The following is a 16377-nucleotide window of genomic DNA, read 5'->3' as shown; positions in this document are numbered from 1 at the left end:
CCGATGGCGCTCGAGACCTACCGCAAGAAGCGCAATTTTTCCGTTACCCCGGAGCCGCAGGGCCGCAGGGCGCCCAAGAGGGGCAACAGCTTCGTCATACAGAAGCACGATGCCACCCGGCTCCATTATGATTTTCGTCTCGAAATGGACGGTGCCCTGAAGAGCTGGGCTGTCACAAAAGGGCCGAGCCTGATCCCCGGCGAGAAGCGCCTTGCCGTCCATGTCGAGGACCATCCTCTGGAATATGGCGACTTCGAAGGCACAATCCCGAAGGGCGAGTATGGCGGCGGCACCGTCCTCCTTTGGGACAGAGGCACTTGGACGCCGATCGGCGACGCGCATCGCGGCTATGCCAAAGGTCATCTCGATTTCGAACTTCACGGCGAGAAGCTTGGCGGCCGCTGGCATCTTGTACGTATGGCCGGAAAGCCCCGGGAGAAGCGCGAGAACTGGCTGCTGATCAAAGGCGACGATGACGCCGCGCGCACCGAAGGTGACCCCGACATTCTGGACGAGCGGCCGGAATCCGTCGCGACCGGCCGCAAGATCGAGGACGTCGCCGGCGAAGAGCCCGGCTGGTCGTCCAAGACAGGGCGCATTCGCAAGCGCCGCCGCGGCAGCACCAGGCAAACTCCAGCGGAAGAGCCTTCGGGAACCGTCAGCGTTCCCGAACCGTCAAGGATCAAGGGCGCCAAGAAGGCGGCGCTTCCCGATTTCGTCGAGCCGACGCTGGCGACCCTGGTCTCGTCAGCGCCGTCGGGCGAGCGCTGGCTGCACGAGATCAAATTCGACGGCTACCGGCTGCAGGCCAGGATCGAAGCCGGCCGCGTCAAACTGTTGACGCGGAGCGGTCTCGACTGGACGAGGAAATTCGGCAAGGCGGTCGTTTCGGCGCTGGCCGATATCCCTGTCGGGACGGCGCTGATCGACGGTGAACTCGTGGTCGAGACGTCAGCCGGCGCATCGGATTTTTCCGCGCTGCAAGCCGATCTCAGCGAGGGCCGCAGTGATCGCTTTCGCTTCTACGTTTTCGACCTGCTCCATCTCGACGGCTACGATCTGCGTGGCGTTGCGTTGATCAAGCGCAAGGAATTGCTCGAAAAGATTATCGGCAGCGACAGCGGCATCATCAGCTACAGCGGCCATTTTGAGGAGGATGGCGCCCTGGTGCTGCGACATGCCTGTCGGCTGAGCCTGGAAGGCATTGTCTCCAAGCTTCGCGATGCGCCCTACCGTGCTGGCCGCAGCAAGAACTGGGTGAAGTCGAAATGCTCGGCGCGGCAGGAATTTGTCGTGGCCGGCTTTATCCCCTCGACAACCTCGCGCAAGGCGATCGGTTCGCTTGTCCTGGGCGTCTATGACCACGACAAGCTTCATCATGTCGGGCGCGTCGGCACCGGCTACACGGCAGCCGTCGCCGAGAGCCTGTTCAAGAAGCTCGAGCGGATGCGCGTTCCGTCGAGCCCGTTCGACGAGCGTCTGAGCGCCGAGGAGGCTCGGCAAGTCCGCTATGTCAGGCCGGATCTCGTCGCCGAAGTCGAGTTCCGGGCGTGGACCGCCGACGGCAATCTGCGCCACGCCTCGTTCCGCGGATTGCGCGAAGACAAGCCGGCGAAGGAGATCGTGCGCGAGACGCCGAAGACGAGCAAGGCAGCGCCCCAACCTCAGCGCCGGACCGTCAAGCTTACTCATCCCGACCGCCTTTACTGGCCGGACGAGGGCGTGACCAAGGAAGGTCTCGCCGACTATTATGCCGAGGTCTGGCGCTATGCGTCGCCCTACATCGTCGGCCGAGCGCTGGCGCTGGTGCGATGTCCCAACGGGATTTCGGGCGAGCAATTCTTCCAGAAGCATGCCTGGAAGGGGCTCAACCCGAACATCGTGCTGGTCCACGACCCCAAGGATCCGCCCGACGAGCGGCTGATCAGCATCAATGATCTCGACGGGCTCATCGGTCTGGTCCAGTCGGCGGCGCTGGAGATCCACCCCTGGGGCTCGACGGTGAGCGATTGGGAGCGTCCGGATACGATCATCATGGATCTCGACCCCGGCGAGGGCGTGAGCTGGGAGGCAGTGATCGAAGGCGCCGTCGAGACCCGCGACCGGCTGAAGGATGCAGGGCTTGTCCCCTTCATCAAGACCTCCGGCGGCAAGGGTCTGCACGTCGTGGCACCGTTGAAGCCGGAAGCCGGATGGCCAGAAGTAAAAGCCTTTACCAAGGCGATTGCCGACTCGATGGCCGCCGACAGTCCCAACCGCTATGTCTCGACCATCACCAAATCGAAACGACGCGGGAAAATCCTTGTCGATTATCTGCGCAACCAGCGTGGTGCGACCGCGGTCGCAGCCTATTCGACAAGAGCACGACCGGGTGCAGCGGTGTCGATGCCGCTTGCCTGGGACGAACTCGGCCCCAGCATCGGACCGGCCTATTTTACCGTCGAGAACACGCCAACGCGGCTTGCCTCGCTGTCGTCGGATCCCTGGCAGGATTTCCACGCGGCCGCAGCGCCAATCGAAGACCGCGCAAAGCGGCGCAAGAAAGCGGCTTGAGACGGGAAGCGCATGCATCGGAATAGTCAGGCGATTTGCTCGAACGTGCATTGCTCCGGAGCCTTGTCCGGCCGCCACCGAAGGAACTTGGTGCCGTGCCGGAAACGGTCGCCGGTGACGTGATCGAAGCGCACTTCGACCACCAGTTCGGGCCGGACCGGCTCCCATTCGCCGCTGCGCTCGGTGCTCCAGCGGCTCGGCCCGCCCGGCGCCTTTCCGGTGAAGCCGGGTGGCTCGCGCATGGCTTGGAGCCTGCGGGTAAGCTCGGCCCTGTCATCCTTGGCAATGGTCGAGGTGAACCCGACGTGATCGAGCTTGCCGGCCTGGTTGTACAGACCCAGCAACAGAGAGCCGACCTGCGGGCTGTTGCTGAGATAGCGAAAGCCGCCGACCACGCAATCGGCCGACCGCAACCGCTTTACCTTGACCATCGCGCGTACCCCCGGTTGGTACGGACCGTCCAGCCGCTTGGCGACCACGCCGTCTGTCGCCCCATGTCCGGCATCCCCTAACCAGGAGCGGGCTTCCTTTACATCGCGCGTGCAGTGCGAAAGCACGATGTTCCTGCGGTTTGCCGAAGCGACGAAAGCCTCAAGGATCGCTCGCCGTTTTTTCAGGGTCCGCGCCAACCAGACGGTTCCGTGCTCATCGCAGAGCATGTCGAACAGGACGATGCGAGCCGGGGTTTCGGCGGACAGCTTGCGGATCCTGCTCTCGGCGGGATGAAGCCGCATCTGGAGTGCGTCGAACGAAAACTTGCCGTCGACCGAGATGACTATTTCACCGTCGACGACAAAACGGCGCGACGGCAGTTCCTTCAATGTCGCGACGAGTTCGGGAAAATACCGTCCGAGCGGCTTGCCTGACTTTGCGCGCAACTCCACCACATCATCCTGCCGGAATGCCAGGCAGCGAAAACCATCCCATTTGCGTTCGTATTGCCATCCGTCTCCTTCGGGAATCGCATCGGCCGCCTTTGCCTCCATCGGAGGCGTATCGAGCGGCAGGAGGAAATCGCTGGACCGGGGGGTGCTGTCGAAAGCAGGATCACGGGGTATGACCTTCATTGTGCTGCCTTTGTCCCCAGCCCAGCCTGCTCCCAGGCGCTTATTTCCGCTTTCCGGCCTCCGAGCCGATGCTCTTGCGCAGCGCATCCATGATGTTGATCACGTTGCTGGCCGGTTGCTCGGCCTTGGCCTTCGCCTTGGCCGGACCCTTCTTGCCCTTCTTCTTCGAGGCAATGATCTCCAGCAGCCGCGCCTGGACGGGATCTCCAGTCATGGCGGGATCCCACTGCCTGGTTCGCTCACCGATAAGGGTCGAAACCATATCCATCAGTTTCGGGTCGGGTTTGACGTCGTCGATCTTGCCGAAATAAACCTCGGGGTCGCGAACCTCGTCGCCATAGCGCAGTGTCCACAGCACGATGCCCTTGCCTCGTGGTTCAAGCATGACGGCGCGTTCGCGGCGGTACATGACCAATCGCGATATTCCGACCGTCCCCGTCGATTGCATCGCGTCGCGAATGACCGAGAATGCCTCCTCCCCAACCGGGTCGTCAGGGGTGAGATAGTGCGGCTTGTCGTACCAGATCCAGCCGATGCTGTCGGCATCGACAAACATGTCGATATCGATGGTGCGCGTGCTCTCGAGCGCAACCGCTTCGATCTCGTCGTCCTCGAGCAGGACGTACTCGTCCTCGCCGCGCTGGTAGCCCTTCACCTCGTCGTCTTCAGCAACGGGCTTGCCGCTGACGGCATCGACATATTGGCTGACCACCCGATGCCCGCTCTTGCGATTGAGCGTATGGAACCGGACCTTCTCGCTCTCGGTCGTAGCGGGCGTCATCGCCACCGGACAGGTCACCAGCGAAAGCTTCAGATAGCCTTTCCAGAAAGGACGTGGCGCCATCGAGCACCCCCGGCAGGAGTAAAACAGTCGAACGCAGCAGGGCGATCGATTGTTCCAGCAGCTTTTTTTGCGAACCGGGGGCCAATCGCATGGTTCGGCAATTTTTGCCAAGGGTTGATGAAACAATTTGCCCGCAATCGCCGTTTCCCCAGCAAGCTGAATTTGGGCGAGGAGGAGGCCTGAGCAGCACCACGCCAGGGTTTCGGCCTTGGAGGTGAAGACCATGGGCTTTGACGCCTTGAGGTTCAAAGATCGAACGGATGCGGGGCGCCAGCTTGCCGCCGATTTGGCCAGGTTCGCGGCAACCGATCTACTGGTGCTGGCGCTGCCGCGCGGCGGCGTGCCGGTTGGCTTCGAAGTGGCGAAGGCACTCGGTGCCCGGCTCGACGTGCTGCTTGTGCGCAAGATCGGCGCGCCGGGCCATTCCGAATATGGCATCGGCGCGGTCGTCGACGGGGAAAATCCGCAGCTCGTCCTCAACGAGGAGGCGATGGCTTTGGTCCGGCCGTCAGACGAGTACGTCGAAGCAGAGAAGCGGCGGCAACTGCTGGAAATCGAACGTCGCAGAACCCTCTATCTCGGAAGCCGGCCTGCGGCTTCGGTCCTGGGCCGGACCGTCATCGTCGTCGATGACGGCATTGCGACCGGAGGCACGGTCAGAGTGGTGCTCAAGGCGCTAAGAAAGGATCGCGCCGCGCATGTCGTCCTGGCCGTCCCGGTCGCACCCCGGGACACGCTGGACCTCATCAAAGCCGATGTGGACGAAGTGGTCTGTCTCGCCACGCCTGAGCCGTTTGTTGCGGTGAGCCGGTATTATGAGGATTTCGAGCAGACCACCGACGCGGAGGTGATCCGGCTGCTGCGTGAGGCGGAGCAGTTTGAGAGCAAATCGTCGACGCGATCTGCCGAAGGAGCACGCCACGGCTAGCAAGGACCGACAACCGATGGAGATCGTCGAGCGCGGCGATATTTCTGCGCGAACTCAAAATGACCAAATCGCGCCATCCGATAGAACCGCTCTTCAGTGGCGAATGGGCCTGAGCCATACGGCCCCTCCCCTTGCGCTCGCAGCCAACCTGAAGCGCGGCCCCGGTCAGGGCCGCGCCACCGCGCGCCAGCGGCGGTTGAGCCGTCAATCGCGCAAACGATTGGCAGCGTGATCCTGGCGCTGCTCAGTCGCGATCTGCCTGGAATCCAGACCGCGTTGCTTCGTGTGCTGAGCCTTGTCGCGGTTGGACAGGACTTTGTTTTCCTCGAGCTTGTCCTTTGGGGTGGTGGTCATGGCGCCTGCACCGGAACCCTTTCCCCGCGCACCCGCTCCGATGTGCTTCTTGCTACCTTTTGCCATGGGCTTGCTCCAATTCTTAGTGGTCGGGACGGTTCTTGTGATGAACGCTCTCCTGATTTTCTCCGCGAAGGATGTTGCGATCGTCAGGGTCAACGAGGTCGGGTGTCTTGGACCTGATTTCCGACCCCTTGCGCAGCGCTTCACGTTCCGCTGCTGATCGCTTCAGGTCGGCCTCTGCGTCGAAATCCTTGCCGGCGCCCTTCGTGTTTTCCCGCTTTTCAATGATGCGCAATTGCTGCTCATGGGTGCTGCGTCCAGCCATTGGTTTCCTCCAAGGTGCCTTGCGGTCGATTTTTTGAGGCCCAGATCGCTGGCGGAACCGTCGACTTCCGGTGATTGCAGTTGGCCACGGTCCTCGCCGCCAATCGTGCGCCACCACGATCTGAGCCTGTCCTTATGGCGATAATGGGAGGGCGGCGGGATCGTTCCGAGATGGCGGCCGAATAAACCGTCTATTCGCTCATCTGCTCCGGGCTGCTCATCCGCATCTGCCATGATCCGTCGGTCTTTCTCCCCGCGGTGTTCCGATGGAACATCAGAGCATCTCCGTCGTTCGGCGACTGATCGCCTAGGTCCACGTCTGACGCCCCGCCGCAGCGAGCGCGTAAAGCTGCAAGAGGATGGACCGCACGATCAAGGACGCCACGGTCAAACGCTTCTACTACGAGAGCCACGATCAGCTCAGGTAACACCTCGCCGACTTCGTTGCCGCCTACAACTTCGCTCGCAGACTCAAGACCCTCAAGCGCGATCCAACGGACTCGCGAAAAGGTTACGCCGCCCTGCGCCGAACTGGAACTCGGTCGGGCTTGAGCAGCTCGTATCGATCAAGGGATCAAAAACCCGCACATCTGGCGAAGTCCTGGATGATTTCGGCACATTCTTTCGAGCGCACGATGCGATGAAGGGCTGATCGGAACTTTGCTTCCGCATTCTTGGCAGCCGAGGTTGGTTGGAACATGTCGCCCCGAGTCGAACGCATTCACAGCGATGAGCGTCTCCCGGCCGAGGTCGACGTCGTCATCGTCGGCGGCGGCATCCTCGGCTCTACGGCCGCCTATTTCCTGGCGAAGCGTGGCCTCTCTGTGGCTCTGCTCGAGAAGGGCCACGTCGCCTGTGAACAATCGAGCCGAAACTGGGGTTGGTGCCGCCAGCAGAACCGCGATCGGCGCGAACTGCCGCTCTCGGTGATCTCCATGCGACTGTGGGACGAGCTGACGCGCGATATCAATCGGGACCTTGGATTTCGGCGCTGCGGTCTCGTCTATGCCACTCACGACGAGGCTGTGCTCGCCGGCTGGGAAAGGTGGCGCGAGGTCGCCAGGGAGTACGAGGTCGACACCCGCATGCTGAGCCGGGCGGAGGTGGCCGAGCGCGTCCCCGAAGCGCGCGACAAATGGGTCGGCGGGACCTATTCGGACCGGGATGGTAAGGCCGAACCTGCGCTCGCCGCGCCGGCTATCGCCGATGGGGCCAGAGCTCTGGGCGCCACCATCCACCAGGAATGCGCCGCGCGGGCGCCCGACTTGGCCAATGGCAAGATTGCGGGCGTGCACACGGAGAAGGGCTACATCAGAACCAGCGCGGTGCTGTGCGCCGCTGGCGCCTGGTCCTCGCGCTTCCTTAGGCCGCTCGGGATCAGTTTCCCCCAAGCGAGCATCCGGCAGACCGCGCTGCGTTCCACCCCGACAATCAACATAGGCGAGGCGGTCTCCACACCCTACTGCACGATCACGCGCCGACTGGACGGCAGCTATACGCTTGCGATCAGCGGCAAGGCGAACCTCGAAATCACGCCCCAGGCAATCCGGTATAGCCGGGAATTCATTCCGCAATTCTTGCGTCGCCTGAAGAACGTCAGGCTCGGCATCGGGCAATCGTTCCTTTCGGGGCCGGATTCAATGCCGGCGCTGCTGACCAGCGACGATCGGATCTTCGAACAGAATCGGGTGCTGGATCCTCCACCCTTAAAATGGCTGGTAAGCCAAGTGGTGGAGAGTGTCCGGAAGACCTTCCCCCAACTCGGCGATATAGAGATCGATAGTGCCTGGGGCGGCTTCGTCGATTGCACGCCGGACGCAGTGCCTGTGGTGTCGCAGGTGGACGGGGTGAAAGGCCTCGTCCTCGCGGCGGGCTGCTCGGGCCACGGCTTCGGTTTGGGCCCGGGGCTTGGCTATCTGGCCGCAGAGCTTGTCGTAAACGACACGCCTTGCGTCGATCCTACACCGTTCCGCCTGTCGCGTCTGGTCGACGGCTCGAAGCTGGACATCGCCGCTATCTGAAGATCAGCCGGAAGTCAGGCCTGACGCGCACCAAGCGAAGTCAAAGTGTCAGCAGACGGGTGAGCGGAATCCCCACGTTCCCTCGCAGTCAAGTCTCCGGGGTGCATGAGCGCAACGTGGTAGGAGTTGCACCAGAATCCGCTCGGGAGAGCGCCGCGCTCATTGCGCTCGTCTTTGGCGCAGTTGGAACCGTCGCAGGAGTTCATTCTAGCGTTTCTGCTTCTGCCGGTAAGGCGAATTGCTCGGCCCATACGCCGCGCCAGCGGCCGGGATGTTTGCCGCAACCTACACACGTGGCAGCGCAAACTTCAACGCCGTGGCCCTGCACTACGGCATCATGCGGGCGACCGGTTTCTACGGCGCTGGGGTGTCGTCGACAACGTCTTAACCAAACCTGTGGGTGCTCGCCCCCTGCGCGGGGCACGCACGGCTTTATCTCACCCAGCTCTTCCACAGGCGGAGCGGCCCCGCACCTCGTCCACGCCGGAGGCGTCAATCTCGGCGCCGCTTCTTACAAGCGCCCTCGCCCTGCTTCTCCCGGTTGTCCTTGGTCTGGGGCGGTCATTGGCCCGGGACAACACACTGGAGGCAACCATGCCCAACACCGCCGAGATCCTTGTCGACACATTTCGACGGCCGTGCGTTACAGGATTCCGCTCAAGCTTCTGGTGATCAAGAACAACATGCTCAACCAGATCGCCTGGGAGCAAATGATGTTCCTTGGCAACCTGCAATTTGCCGCGGAAGGCCCGGTGATCATAGAGGCGGTCGTCGACGCATATGAACCTATGCTGCCGCCGCGCATGCCGAACGAATATCGCAAGAACATGCGCACAGCCCTGCGGGAAACGCCGGGCCGCAAGGAGATCGAAGCAAACCTCGCTAGGGAGCCGCTGAAGACGATGATGGGCTGAGCTCCCTGGCCGGTCAGTCCTTGGTGTAGGCGCCTGGCTGGCGACCGCTCTTCGGAGCCTTGGCGTCCTTGGAACGCTCGGCGATCGACGGACCGGCGCCGGATGTCTTTTCGGTCGCTGCGCTGGGCGTAGACCGCCTGGGCGGGTCCTGCCCTTCGGATTGATGGGTTTTGTCCTCCACCTCGTCCCTTGACCGGGTCAGGCCCATGCCGCCGGCAGGCTTCTTGTTGCCGGCTGCCTCCTGCGAGAATTGATCCGACGCGTCGGCATCTTTCTTTGCCGGGTACTTTGTCGCGCCATGTTCGTAACGGGTCTCGTTTTTGTTCATAGCATTTCTCCGGTTTCACGGATTGTGGCTAAACACTCCTGTTGCGGTACCGCCGCCAGCGCTCCCGCCGGCGCATATGCGATGCGTGCAGCGCCCGGCCGGCGCGGCTGCCGATTTTCGGCGACGCTCAGGCGTCCTGCGCCGGTCAGGCGTCCTGCCATGGCGCGTGCAGGATGTCGGCGCCCGGCTGCTCGTCGAACAGAACCGCGCAGCCGCGCGCCCACGCCACCGGCGACAGTGCGTTGGCCACGATTTCGTCCGGCGAGATGAAATCACCGGTCAGCACCCGCAACTCTTCGACGGCTTTGGCCATCGACACCAATCGCCCTGCGGCGCGGTCGGTGGTGCAGGCGTCGATGACGGAAACGAGATCGATCATTTGGAACTGGCCCATCATAGGCCTCCGCAAACAGCATCCCTTCGCAGCTATGAACGTCGCAACGATCTACAATGTTCCCGGCCGGCCGAACGCATACGCACTAAACCTGGTCTATCGCGTCTCTGAGCTTGCTCAGGAATGCCACCAGAGCATCCTGCGGCCGATCGGCCTCCTCAGTCAGCATGTCGATGCCCCAGCGTCCGAGAACCGCTTCCTGGACGACGCTCGGTTGCGGCATGAAGACGAATGATTTCGGACGATTCTTTTCATAACCGGACCGGCGCCAGGTTTCCCAAAGCCGATACAGCAACAGACGGATGTTCATGTCGGACATGCTGTAGCCGATGAACAGGACAGTGCGCCCCAGTGCGTCGGCGCGAAACTTCACATCCAACGGCGACTCGAACGACAGCCGCTCGAAATAGTCGGACTCCGCCAGGACGAGAGACGCGTCGTCGTCGAAATCGCCGTGGTATTTGATGATCTGGGTAACCTCGCCGTCCACCTTGGGGATATCCTTGGCATTGGCCACTTTCACGAACGCGCGGTCGTGGACTTCGAACGCAACCTCAAGGTTTCGATCATAGTTGGTGGTGTAGATGATCGGAAAATCGAGTGACACGATCAGCTTGTGGATCGCCGATCCGTTGACTTTTTCCCGCGAGACGCTCCATTCGCGATCCATCCAGCTGCGCAAGGGGCCGAGACTGCCATGCTTCAGCCGGTAATATTCGGCAAGAGCCTGGTAACTGGACTCAGGCCTGTCGACCACGTCTCGATTGAGGCCGAGTTCATCCACCATATGCTCGATGAGCGTCTCCCAGGATGGCAGGCCGACGCTCATCGACACACCCGCCCCAACGAACAAGATCGCTCGTCGCTCTTTCACGGATTGAGCCAGTTGCTCAAGTGCAGACGGCATGGCCAACTCACCAGGCAATGATCCAAACACAACTGCGAAAGCCGCCCTCTGTTCCGGAGAAGCCGGATCAGCGCCAAGTCTGTTCAGAAACCGGGTCTGTTCAGAAACCGGGTCTGTTCGGAAAATCGGGTGTGTTCAGCAAATGCGGCGCAGACTGGAACCGCTGAGCCAGATCGAAGTTTGGTGTCAGGGGAGAGACCATGATGGCCGTCCGACGACATCAGACCAAAGCGAGAGGCGATATTCAGGCCGGGGCGACACAGGACAAGACCCCGGGGTTCGACCCTGCCGCGGCACCTGAAAAGACCGACGCCGAAGCGGCCGGTATGCCAAATCCTGTCGCCGAGGCTCGTCCACGGCGACAGCCTGAGTTCACGAATGAAGCAAGCTTCGGCGATGCGATGCGGCCGGCAGCAAGCGAGCCTGGTCTTCAGCCTGGCAAGAACTGGCCGGTGCTGGTGATTGCCGCAGTCGTTCTCGTAGCGGCCGCGGCCTTCGTGGTGGCAGCCATGCTGCGCTAGTTCCTCTGCACAGAGGATTTGGTTCTTTGACTGACGGCCGCTGACGACCGGTCTGCAACCGCCAATCTCCAACGTCTGCGATTAGCCGTAAGCCACCCACGCCTTCGTCATCCTAGGTCGAAGCAAGGAGCGAAGCGACGCGGCGCAGAACCTAGGATCCATGCCGTGACATCCGCCGAAGAATGCAGCGGAGCAGAACCGAATGCTACCATCCGGTCCCGCGAAAAAGCTCGAACCACTCCGGATTGGTCTTCTCAATCAACTCTATCTTCCACTGGCGCGGCCAGCGCTTCAGCGACTTCTCGCGCTGGATGGCATCACGAATGTCGAAATATTCTTCGTACCAGACCAGACGCTGCACGCCGTAGCGGCTGGTGAAGCGCGAGCCCTGGCCGGATCTGTGCTCCGGCATACGGCGTCCGAGATCGTTGGTGACACCGATGTAGATCGTGCCGCGCTTCTGGCTCACGGTCATATAGGCATAGCCGGTCATGGTGGAAGGGTAACTGCCACCGTTGCGGATACAAGTGCCATTCAGAGCCGCTGCATTCTTCGGCTGATGTCACGGAATGGATCCTAGGTTCTTCGCCGCGTCGCTTCGCTCCTTGCTTCGACCTAGGATGACGAAGTGGAGGGATGCTCCGGCTAATCTCGAAAGTGCGCGCTGCCCTGAGATCGGCCCGTTTGCGGGGAGTGTCTATGTTCGCTGCCGATCGGTCCGCTAGCGAGGTACGTTTCCGGGCACAGATATACGTGAGCCATCCCCCGTAACTTCCGTAAGGATCTGGCCGGATCCCCGCGCCGCCATGTCACGCCCAAAAGCATAGTTCAGTTCGGTGAGCGCCGTGATGAACCTGGCCGATCTCGCCGAAGATCGAGCCGATGATGCCGCATGACGACAGGCAGATGCCGGACAGCGCCGAGACCATCACGTCGATGGCACCCAAGTAAATCGACTCACCAATTCACAAGCCACTCATGATCATTTTCCCGACTGCCAAAAGGCTCGGGTAATAGCCGCTGTACTTGGGCAGGCTGCCGGGCATGTCCAGCACACGACGGTGATAGAATATATCCATCCGAACCGGCGGCAGCCGGGCCCCGGGCTCGAAATTGCTGACCGGGATGAACATCGTCTTGAACGGCCCAAAGCCCGCAACCTCCACAACCGGCTTGCCGCAGGTCCGGCAGGCCCCGCGATTGAAGTTCGGCGGCGGACGGTATTTCTTGAATGAAATATTGCCGGCGTTTTTCAGCACGACACCCTTGGCGCGAACGGCAGCCACGTCCGCAAACGGTTTGCCGTTGAACGCCTGGCAAATCAGGCAGTGGCACCGGAATCTACCCTTCGGGGCAGTACGCACCTCGAACGAGCAAGCGCCGCATTCGCAGGAGCCGTGCAGTGGCAACAATGGGTCGGTCGTCATGTGCTGATGCTCCTGAGCTCGATTTGATGACGGCATGCTGGTCACCGGAGCATCATGTTGAAGATGGTATCGATTGGCGGTCTGAAGGGCGCGCGCAGAAGGTTGGAGAGGTTCCAACGGCCCCGCTCATAGATTCCTTTGATTTTTGCGATTGCGTTCATGGTCCACTCCGATGTAGACAGGAGAAACTTACGCCCTTGATGTAGCCCCTTAAGTAGCCACTGTCAACAATGTATTCACAAGAAACTTTGAGGTGCCATGCAGGACGTACCCAGCCGCCCCTATCACCACGGTGATCTCCGCCGTGCCGTTATCGAGACGGCGTTGGATATGCTTCGGGAGGAGAAGGGCTGGCAGTTCACGCTGCGGGAAGTCGCCCGCCGGGCTGGAGTAAGCCACGCGGCACCCTACAAGCACTTCCCCGATAAGGCCGCGCTGCTTGCGGAGATCGCTATGATTGGGTTCGACCGACTGCGCGATTCCCTGTCGGCAGCGAAGTCTGAAGCGCCGAAAACTCTGCGCGAGGAAATTACTCCGATAGCTCGAGCCTACACCGCGTTCGGAACGGACAACCCGGCTCTCTACCGCCTGATGTTTAGCGCGGAGGAGGGAAAAGCGGTGGGAATGCATCTCAATGAGCGGGCGCTGGCGGTATTCGACGTTCTCCTCGAAATCCTCCGGCGCGGCCAGGCCGCGGGGAACATTCGCAAGCGGCCGATAGAAGGTCAGGCGGCAGCCGCCTGGGGGCTCATCCACGGCATGACCATGCTTGCGATCGATGGACTCCTGGTGCCCGAGAAGGCGGGATCGGCCCCCTTGGATGCGGCGTTGAGCACACTGTTGGAAGGGCTGGCGAACCCAGCAACATGACATTAACTGGCGCCATCCCGTCCGCCCTACGATCCCCCTACCGTATCTGTGCCCCTTAATGTTCAGGGGCCTTATTCGTAGCCGAGGGCCAGGTCATTGTGAACATCTGTCGCAGCGATCGCAGCCTGGCCGAAGGCGACTGCGATCTGGTTCAGAGCCTTGACCAGGTCGCCGATGGCATACACCCCCTCGACCGAAGTCCGCTGATGCTTGTCGACGATGACATAGCCCTCGTCGCAGCATTTGACGCCCATTGCCAGCGCAAGGTCGGAACGCACCTGGCATCCCATCGCCGGATAGATGACGTCGAAATGGCGCACCTCGCCGTCCTTGAGGATGGCCTGGTAGCCGCTGTCGGTGGGAACAAACTTTTTGAATGCGTCGCAAACAGCAATGTTCTCTTCCATGGCCACGCGCCGTGTGCTGGCGGAAAAATCGGGAAGATAGCGTGCGAGCATTGTGACATGCTGCGTAAACTGCTTGAGGAACAGGGCCTCTCGCAGCACCTGCGCCTCGTGACCGATGACCGCGACCTGACGATCTATGACTTCGTAGCCGTCACAAACCGGGCAAAGGCGTACGCTGCCTCTGGCGATGGCCTCGCGCAGTCGCGGAATTGCAGGCACGACATCGACGATACCTGTCGCCAGGAATACCTTTCGGGCGACGATCCGCCCGCCGTTGGTTTCGGCGCCGAACCCGCCTACGGTCGGCTCGACCGATGACGCGTGATCCTGGATCAGTGTCGCTCCGAACTTGGCGGCCTGAGAACGAAGCCGCTGCAGAAGATCGGGGCCGCTGATCCCTTCCGGAAATCCCGGGCAGTTGCGGCTTTCCGCAATCAGCCTCGCGCGCGGTTCACCCGCGTCGACCACGACGACCCGATGACGGAACCTGGCGAGATAGACAGCCGCCGCCAGCCCCGCAGGTCCACCGCCAACAATGAGAACATCCGCTTCGGTCGCGGACGAGGCTGAATGTCGGCGTTTGCGCACGGGTTGATCCATCCGCGCCGAACGCATTCATGGCAAAGATGTTCCAGCGCCGAAATCCAAGCGACCACATCTGTCGCGGCAAGGCGTCACCACTCGATCGTCGGCCGCGCGATCATCAGCCAGAAAATCCCGAGGACGGCAGCAAAGGCGGGAAAGCCGAAGGCGAACCACAGCCGGAAAAGCCTGATATACCGGGCCGGCAGCGGGGTCCCCGTTTTGGCGGCTTCGGACGCCAGATTGCGCATTTCCATCTGCATCCATACCACTGGTAGCCAGAACACACCGGTGACGATATAGAGCGCGATGGACAGCACGATCCAGCCTTCGGAGAGCGAGTAGCCCGCCAGCCAGGCGAGCGCGACGCCGGTTATCGGCTGCGCCACGACGGCAGTTGCCGTGAAGAGAAAGTCGGCGACCACCACGATGCGCGCCACTGCCGCAATTGTTGCCGCGTTGCCGGTCCTGTGGGCGAGAAGCATGAAGAAGGCGATGCCGGCCCCGGTGCCAAGCAGCACGCTGGCACCGATGACGTGCAGGAACTTCAGCACGAAATAGAGCATCAGCGCTCCTCCAGGATCGCCAAGGCAACGAAGTGAAGGACGATGATCGGCAAGACCTTCAGGAATGGCCCAAGTGGTTCGTTCCACAGGTCCGGGCGCAGGAACGTGCCAACGGCCAGATAGAACAGCGACAGCGCGATGCCGGCGTAGAGACCTTTTCGCGCCGTTGGCCGCCAGGCTATGAGTGCGCCGACGACGATGTCGGCAAGAGCGCCGGCGATCACGGCAGGCGCCGACAAGATGCCAGCCCCCGTGCTTTGCATGAGGCCGATGCCGTTGCCGTAGCCAGTGGTCAGCGACACAATCCCTGTCATGATCCAGAACAACGGCAGCACGACGTAGATTGCCGGCTTGGTAACATAAAGCCCGGCAAACCATTTTTCCTGCACCGTCGCAGGATTGAGCGCGAGGAACTGCGCCAGGCTTTGTGGCCGCGTGCCGGTCAGGGAAATCCAGTCCGAGGGATCTCCGAGCGCCCCCCGTGCGATCTCCCTGGCGGCGTTGCTGCGCATTGGGGGCCGCCAGCCGAGCATCGCGGCAAAATCGCCGAGGCGATAGAGAAGCCGCGCACCCCAGCCCGGCAAGACCAGCCTGGCCGCAGGAGCCCAGCCGAGCCAGCGGCGGAAAGTACCGACGACCTCATCCATGGTCAGCTGTTCGGGACCGGCAAGCTCCAGCGCCAGACGAGACGGGCTGCCGGGATTGAGAAAGAAGAGCACCGTCGAGACCACATCCTCGAGCTGCACGACCTGCAGCCGGCCGGTATCTGGCATTGACGGCAGGACCGGCAGCGAGGCCAGACCGCGAAACAATGCACTGGCCCCAAACACAGGCCGGCCGAGCACCACGGAAGGGCGAAGGATTATCCAGTCCAGGTCAAGCGCCATCAGCGCCTGATCGCCGGCATATTTCGTCGCCGAGAACGACGAAGGCTGTGCCCGATCCACTCCCATTGCCGAGAAGTGGATCACCTTGGCAACGCCGGCCCCCGCGCAGGCGAGAAAAAGAGCCGCCGCCGCATCGCGATGGACTTGCCCGGTCTTTTCGCGCGGGCTGTCCTGCAGAACGCCGGCACAGTTCACCACGGCATCGACGCCAGTCAGATGCGGCAGCCAATCTTCAGGGCGTAGCGCGGCTGCCATATCCAGCACCAATGTCTGGTAATCACGGGCGGCATTTGCCCGAAGGCTACGGGCGATGCCGACCACCTCATGTCCTTCGGAGACGAGGCGGGCGCAGATCGAAGCGCCGATAAAGCCGGTGGCCCCAACAACGAGAATTCTCATCGGACCCCGATCTCCGGCAGCCACGAGATCGCCGCCGTTCTATTCGGCGCGTATCTCTTCCCTATCATCGATGTTTTTCCG

General features: G+C 61.8%; 18 protein-coding genes and 1 pseudogene. 6 read left to right on the top strand and 13 right to left on the bottom strand.

Annotated features, from left to right (window positions below; all coding sequences use genetic code 11):
- The first annotated feature begins 3 nt into the window (after nucleotides 1-3).
- A complete protein-coding gene (ligD, locus tag AC0L18_RS08375; protein ID WP_473491552.1) occupies nucleotides 4-2553 on the top strand; it encodes a DNA ligase D in 2550 nt (849 codons plus the stop codon).
- A 26-nt stretch (nucleotides 2554-2579) separates the two neighbouring features.
- Here ligD and AC0L18_RS08370 read toward each other — a convergent pair whose 3' ends face one another.
- A complete protein-coding gene (locus tag AC0L18_RS08370) occupies nucleotides 2580-3620 on the bottom strand; it encodes an ATP-dependent DNA ligase (protein WP_473491550.1) in 1041 nt (346 codons plus the stop codon).
- A gap of 40 nt (nucleotides 3621-3660) precedes the next feature.
- A complete protein-coding gene (ku, locus tag AC0L18_RS08365; protein ID WP_473491548.1) occupies nucleotides 3661-4464 on the bottom strand; it encodes a non-homologous end joining protein Ku in 804 nt (267 codons plus the stop codon).
- 223 nt (nucleotides 4465-4687) lie between these two features.
- On the opposite strand from ku, the gene AC0L18_RS08360 reads away from it, so the two are divergent.
- Nucleotides 4688-5392 (top strand): phosphoribosyltransferase, encoded by a 705-nt coding sequence (locus AC0L18_RS08360; protein WP_473491546.1) that lies wholly within the window; start codon nucleotides 4688-4690, stop codon nucleotides 5390-5392.
- A 204-nt stretch (nucleotides 5393-5596) separates the two neighbouring features.
- On the opposite strand, the gene AC0L18_RS08355 is transcribed toward AC0L18_RS08360, so the two are convergent.
- On the bottom strand, nucleotides 5597-5812 hold the full coding sequence (locus tag AC0L18_RS08355; RefSeq protein ID WP_027154083.1) for a hypothetical protein: 216 nt from the start codon (nucleotides 5810-5812) through the stop codon (nucleotides 5597-5599).
- A 16-nt stretch (nucleotides 5813-5828) separates the two neighbouring features.
- Nucleotides 5829-6074, bottom strand: coding sequence for a hypothetical protein (locus AC0L18_RS08350; RefSeq protein ID WP_473491545.1), 246 nt, complete (start codon nucleotides 6072-6074; stop codon nucleotides 5829-5831).
- Between the two features lie 697 nt (nucleotides 6075-6771).
- Between AC0L18_RS08350 and AC0L18_RS08345 the strand changes: the two genes are divergently transcribed.
- Complete coding sequence (locus AC0L18_RS08345) at nucleotides 6772-8094, top strand: NAD(P)/FAD-dependent oxidoreductase (RefSeq protein ID WP_473491543.1); 1323 nt, start codon at nucleotides 6772-6774, stop codon at nucleotides 8092-8094.
- Nucleotides 8095-8723: 629 nt separating this feature from the next.
- Nucleotides 8724-9008: pseudogene (locus tag AC0L18_RS08340) on the top strand (thiamine pyrophosphate-dependent enzyme); the annotation flags it as partial.
- 13 nt (nucleotides 9009-9021) lie between these two features.
- On the opposite strand, the gene AC0L18_RS08335 reads toward AC0L18_RS08340, so the two are convergent.
- The 3 genes from AC0L18_RS08335 to AC0L18_RS08325 form a co-directional block, all read right to left on the bottom strand.
- Nucleotides 9022-9336: a hypothetical protein gene (locus tag AC0L18_RS08335; protein WP_091590276.1), complete on the bottom strand. Its 315-nt coding sequence runs from the start codon at nucleotides 9334-9336 to the stop codon at nucleotides 9022-9024.
- Nucleotides 9337-9481: 145 nt separating this feature from the next.
- A complete protein-coding gene (locus AC0L18_RS08330) occupies nucleotides 9482-9730 on the bottom strand; it encodes a hypothetical protein (RefSeq protein ID WP_023801331.1) in 249 nt (82 codons plus the stop codon).
- Between the two features lie 85 nt (nucleotides 9731-9815).
- Nucleotides 9816-10637, bottom strand: a complete 822-nt coding sequence (locus tag AC0L18_RS08325) for an SIR2 family NAD-dependent protein deacylase (RefSeq protein WP_473491542.1) — start codon at nucleotides 10635-10637, stop codon at nucleotides 9816-9818.
- Nucleotides 10638-10840: 203 nt separating this feature from the next.
- On the opposite strand from AC0L18_RS08325, the gene AC0L18_RS08320 reads away from it, so the two are divergent.
- Nucleotides 10841-11158: a hypothetical protein gene (locus AC0L18_RS08320; RefSeq protein WP_473491541.1), complete on the top strand. Its 318-nt coding sequence runs from the start codon at nucleotides 10841-10843 to the stop codon at nucleotides 11156-11158.
- 205 nt (nucleotides 11159-11363) lie between these two features.
- Here AC0L18_RS08320 and AC0L18_RS08315 read toward each other — a convergent pair whose 3' ends face one another.
- The 3 genes from AC0L18_RS08315 to AC0L18_RS08305 all read right to left on the bottom strand — a co-directional run bounded on the left by AC0L18_RS08315 (nucleotide 11364) and on the right by AC0L18_RS08305 (nucleotide 12585).
- Nucleotides 11364-11651 (bottom strand): GIY-YIG nuclease family protein, encoded by a 288-nt coding sequence (locus tag AC0L18_RS08315; RefSeq protein ID WP_473491540.1) that lies wholly within the window; start codon nucleotides 11649-11651, stop codon nucleotides 11364-11366.
- 316 nt (nucleotides 11652-11967) lie between these two features.
- On the bottom strand, nucleotides 11968-12105 hold the full coding sequence (locus tag AC0L18_RS08310; RefSeq protein WP_473491539.1) for a hypothetical protein: 138 nt from the start codon (nucleotides 12103-12105) through the stop codon (nucleotides 11968-11970).
- Nucleotides 12106-12123: 18 nt separating this feature from the next.
- Nucleotides 12124-12585 carry a GFA family protein gene (locus AC0L18_RS08305; RefSeq protein WP_473491538.1) on the bottom strand — a complete coding sequence of 154 codons (462 nt, stop codon included), beginning with the start codon at nucleotides 12583-12585 and terminating at the stop codon, nucleotides 12124-12126.
- A 258-nt stretch (nucleotides 12586-12843) separates the two neighbouring features.
- Between AC0L18_RS08305 and AC0L18_RS08300 the strand changes: the two genes are divergently transcribed.
- Complete coding sequence (locus tag AC0L18_RS08300) at nucleotides 12844-13455, top strand: TetR/AcrR family transcriptional regulator (RefSeq protein ID WP_473491537.1); 612 nt, start codon at nucleotides 12844-12846, stop codon at nucleotides 13453-13455.
- Nucleotides 13456-13526: 71 nt separating this feature from the next.
- On the opposite strand, the gene AC0L18_RS08295 is transcribed toward AC0L18_RS08300, so the two are convergent.
- From AC0L18_RS08295 to AC0L18_RS08285, 3 genes are read right to left on the bottom strand one after another with little or no spacing between them, the layout of a single operon-like run.
- On the bottom strand, nucleotides 13527-14477 hold the full coding sequence (locus AC0L18_RS08295; RefSeq protein ID WP_473491536.1) for an NAD(P)/FAD-dependent oxidoreductase: 951 nt from the start codon (nucleotides 14475-14477) through the stop codon (nucleotides 13527-13529).
- A gap of 59 nt (nucleotides 14478-14536) precedes the next feature.
- Nucleotides 14537-15010 carry a DUF2269 family protein gene (locus AC0L18_RS08290; protein ID WP_236388320.1) on the bottom strand — a complete coding sequence of 158 codons (474 nt, stop codon included), beginning with the start codon at nucleotides 15008-15010 and terminating at the stop codon, nucleotides 14537-14539.
- Nucleotides 15010-16296, bottom strand: coding sequence for an SDR family oxidoreductase (locus AC0L18_RS08285; RefSeq protein ID WP_473491535.1), 1287 nt, complete (start codon nucleotides 16294-16296; stop codon nucleotides 15010-15012). The genes AC0L18_RS08290 and AC0L18_RS08285 overlap by 1 nt, the downstream gene beginning before the upstream one ends.
- Nucleotides 16297-16377 lie beyond the last annotated feature (81 nt).

This window comes from Mesorhizobium sp. WSM4819 (genome assembly GCF_055811215.1).
This window is presented reverse-complemented; position numbering and strand designations above follow the sequence as displayed.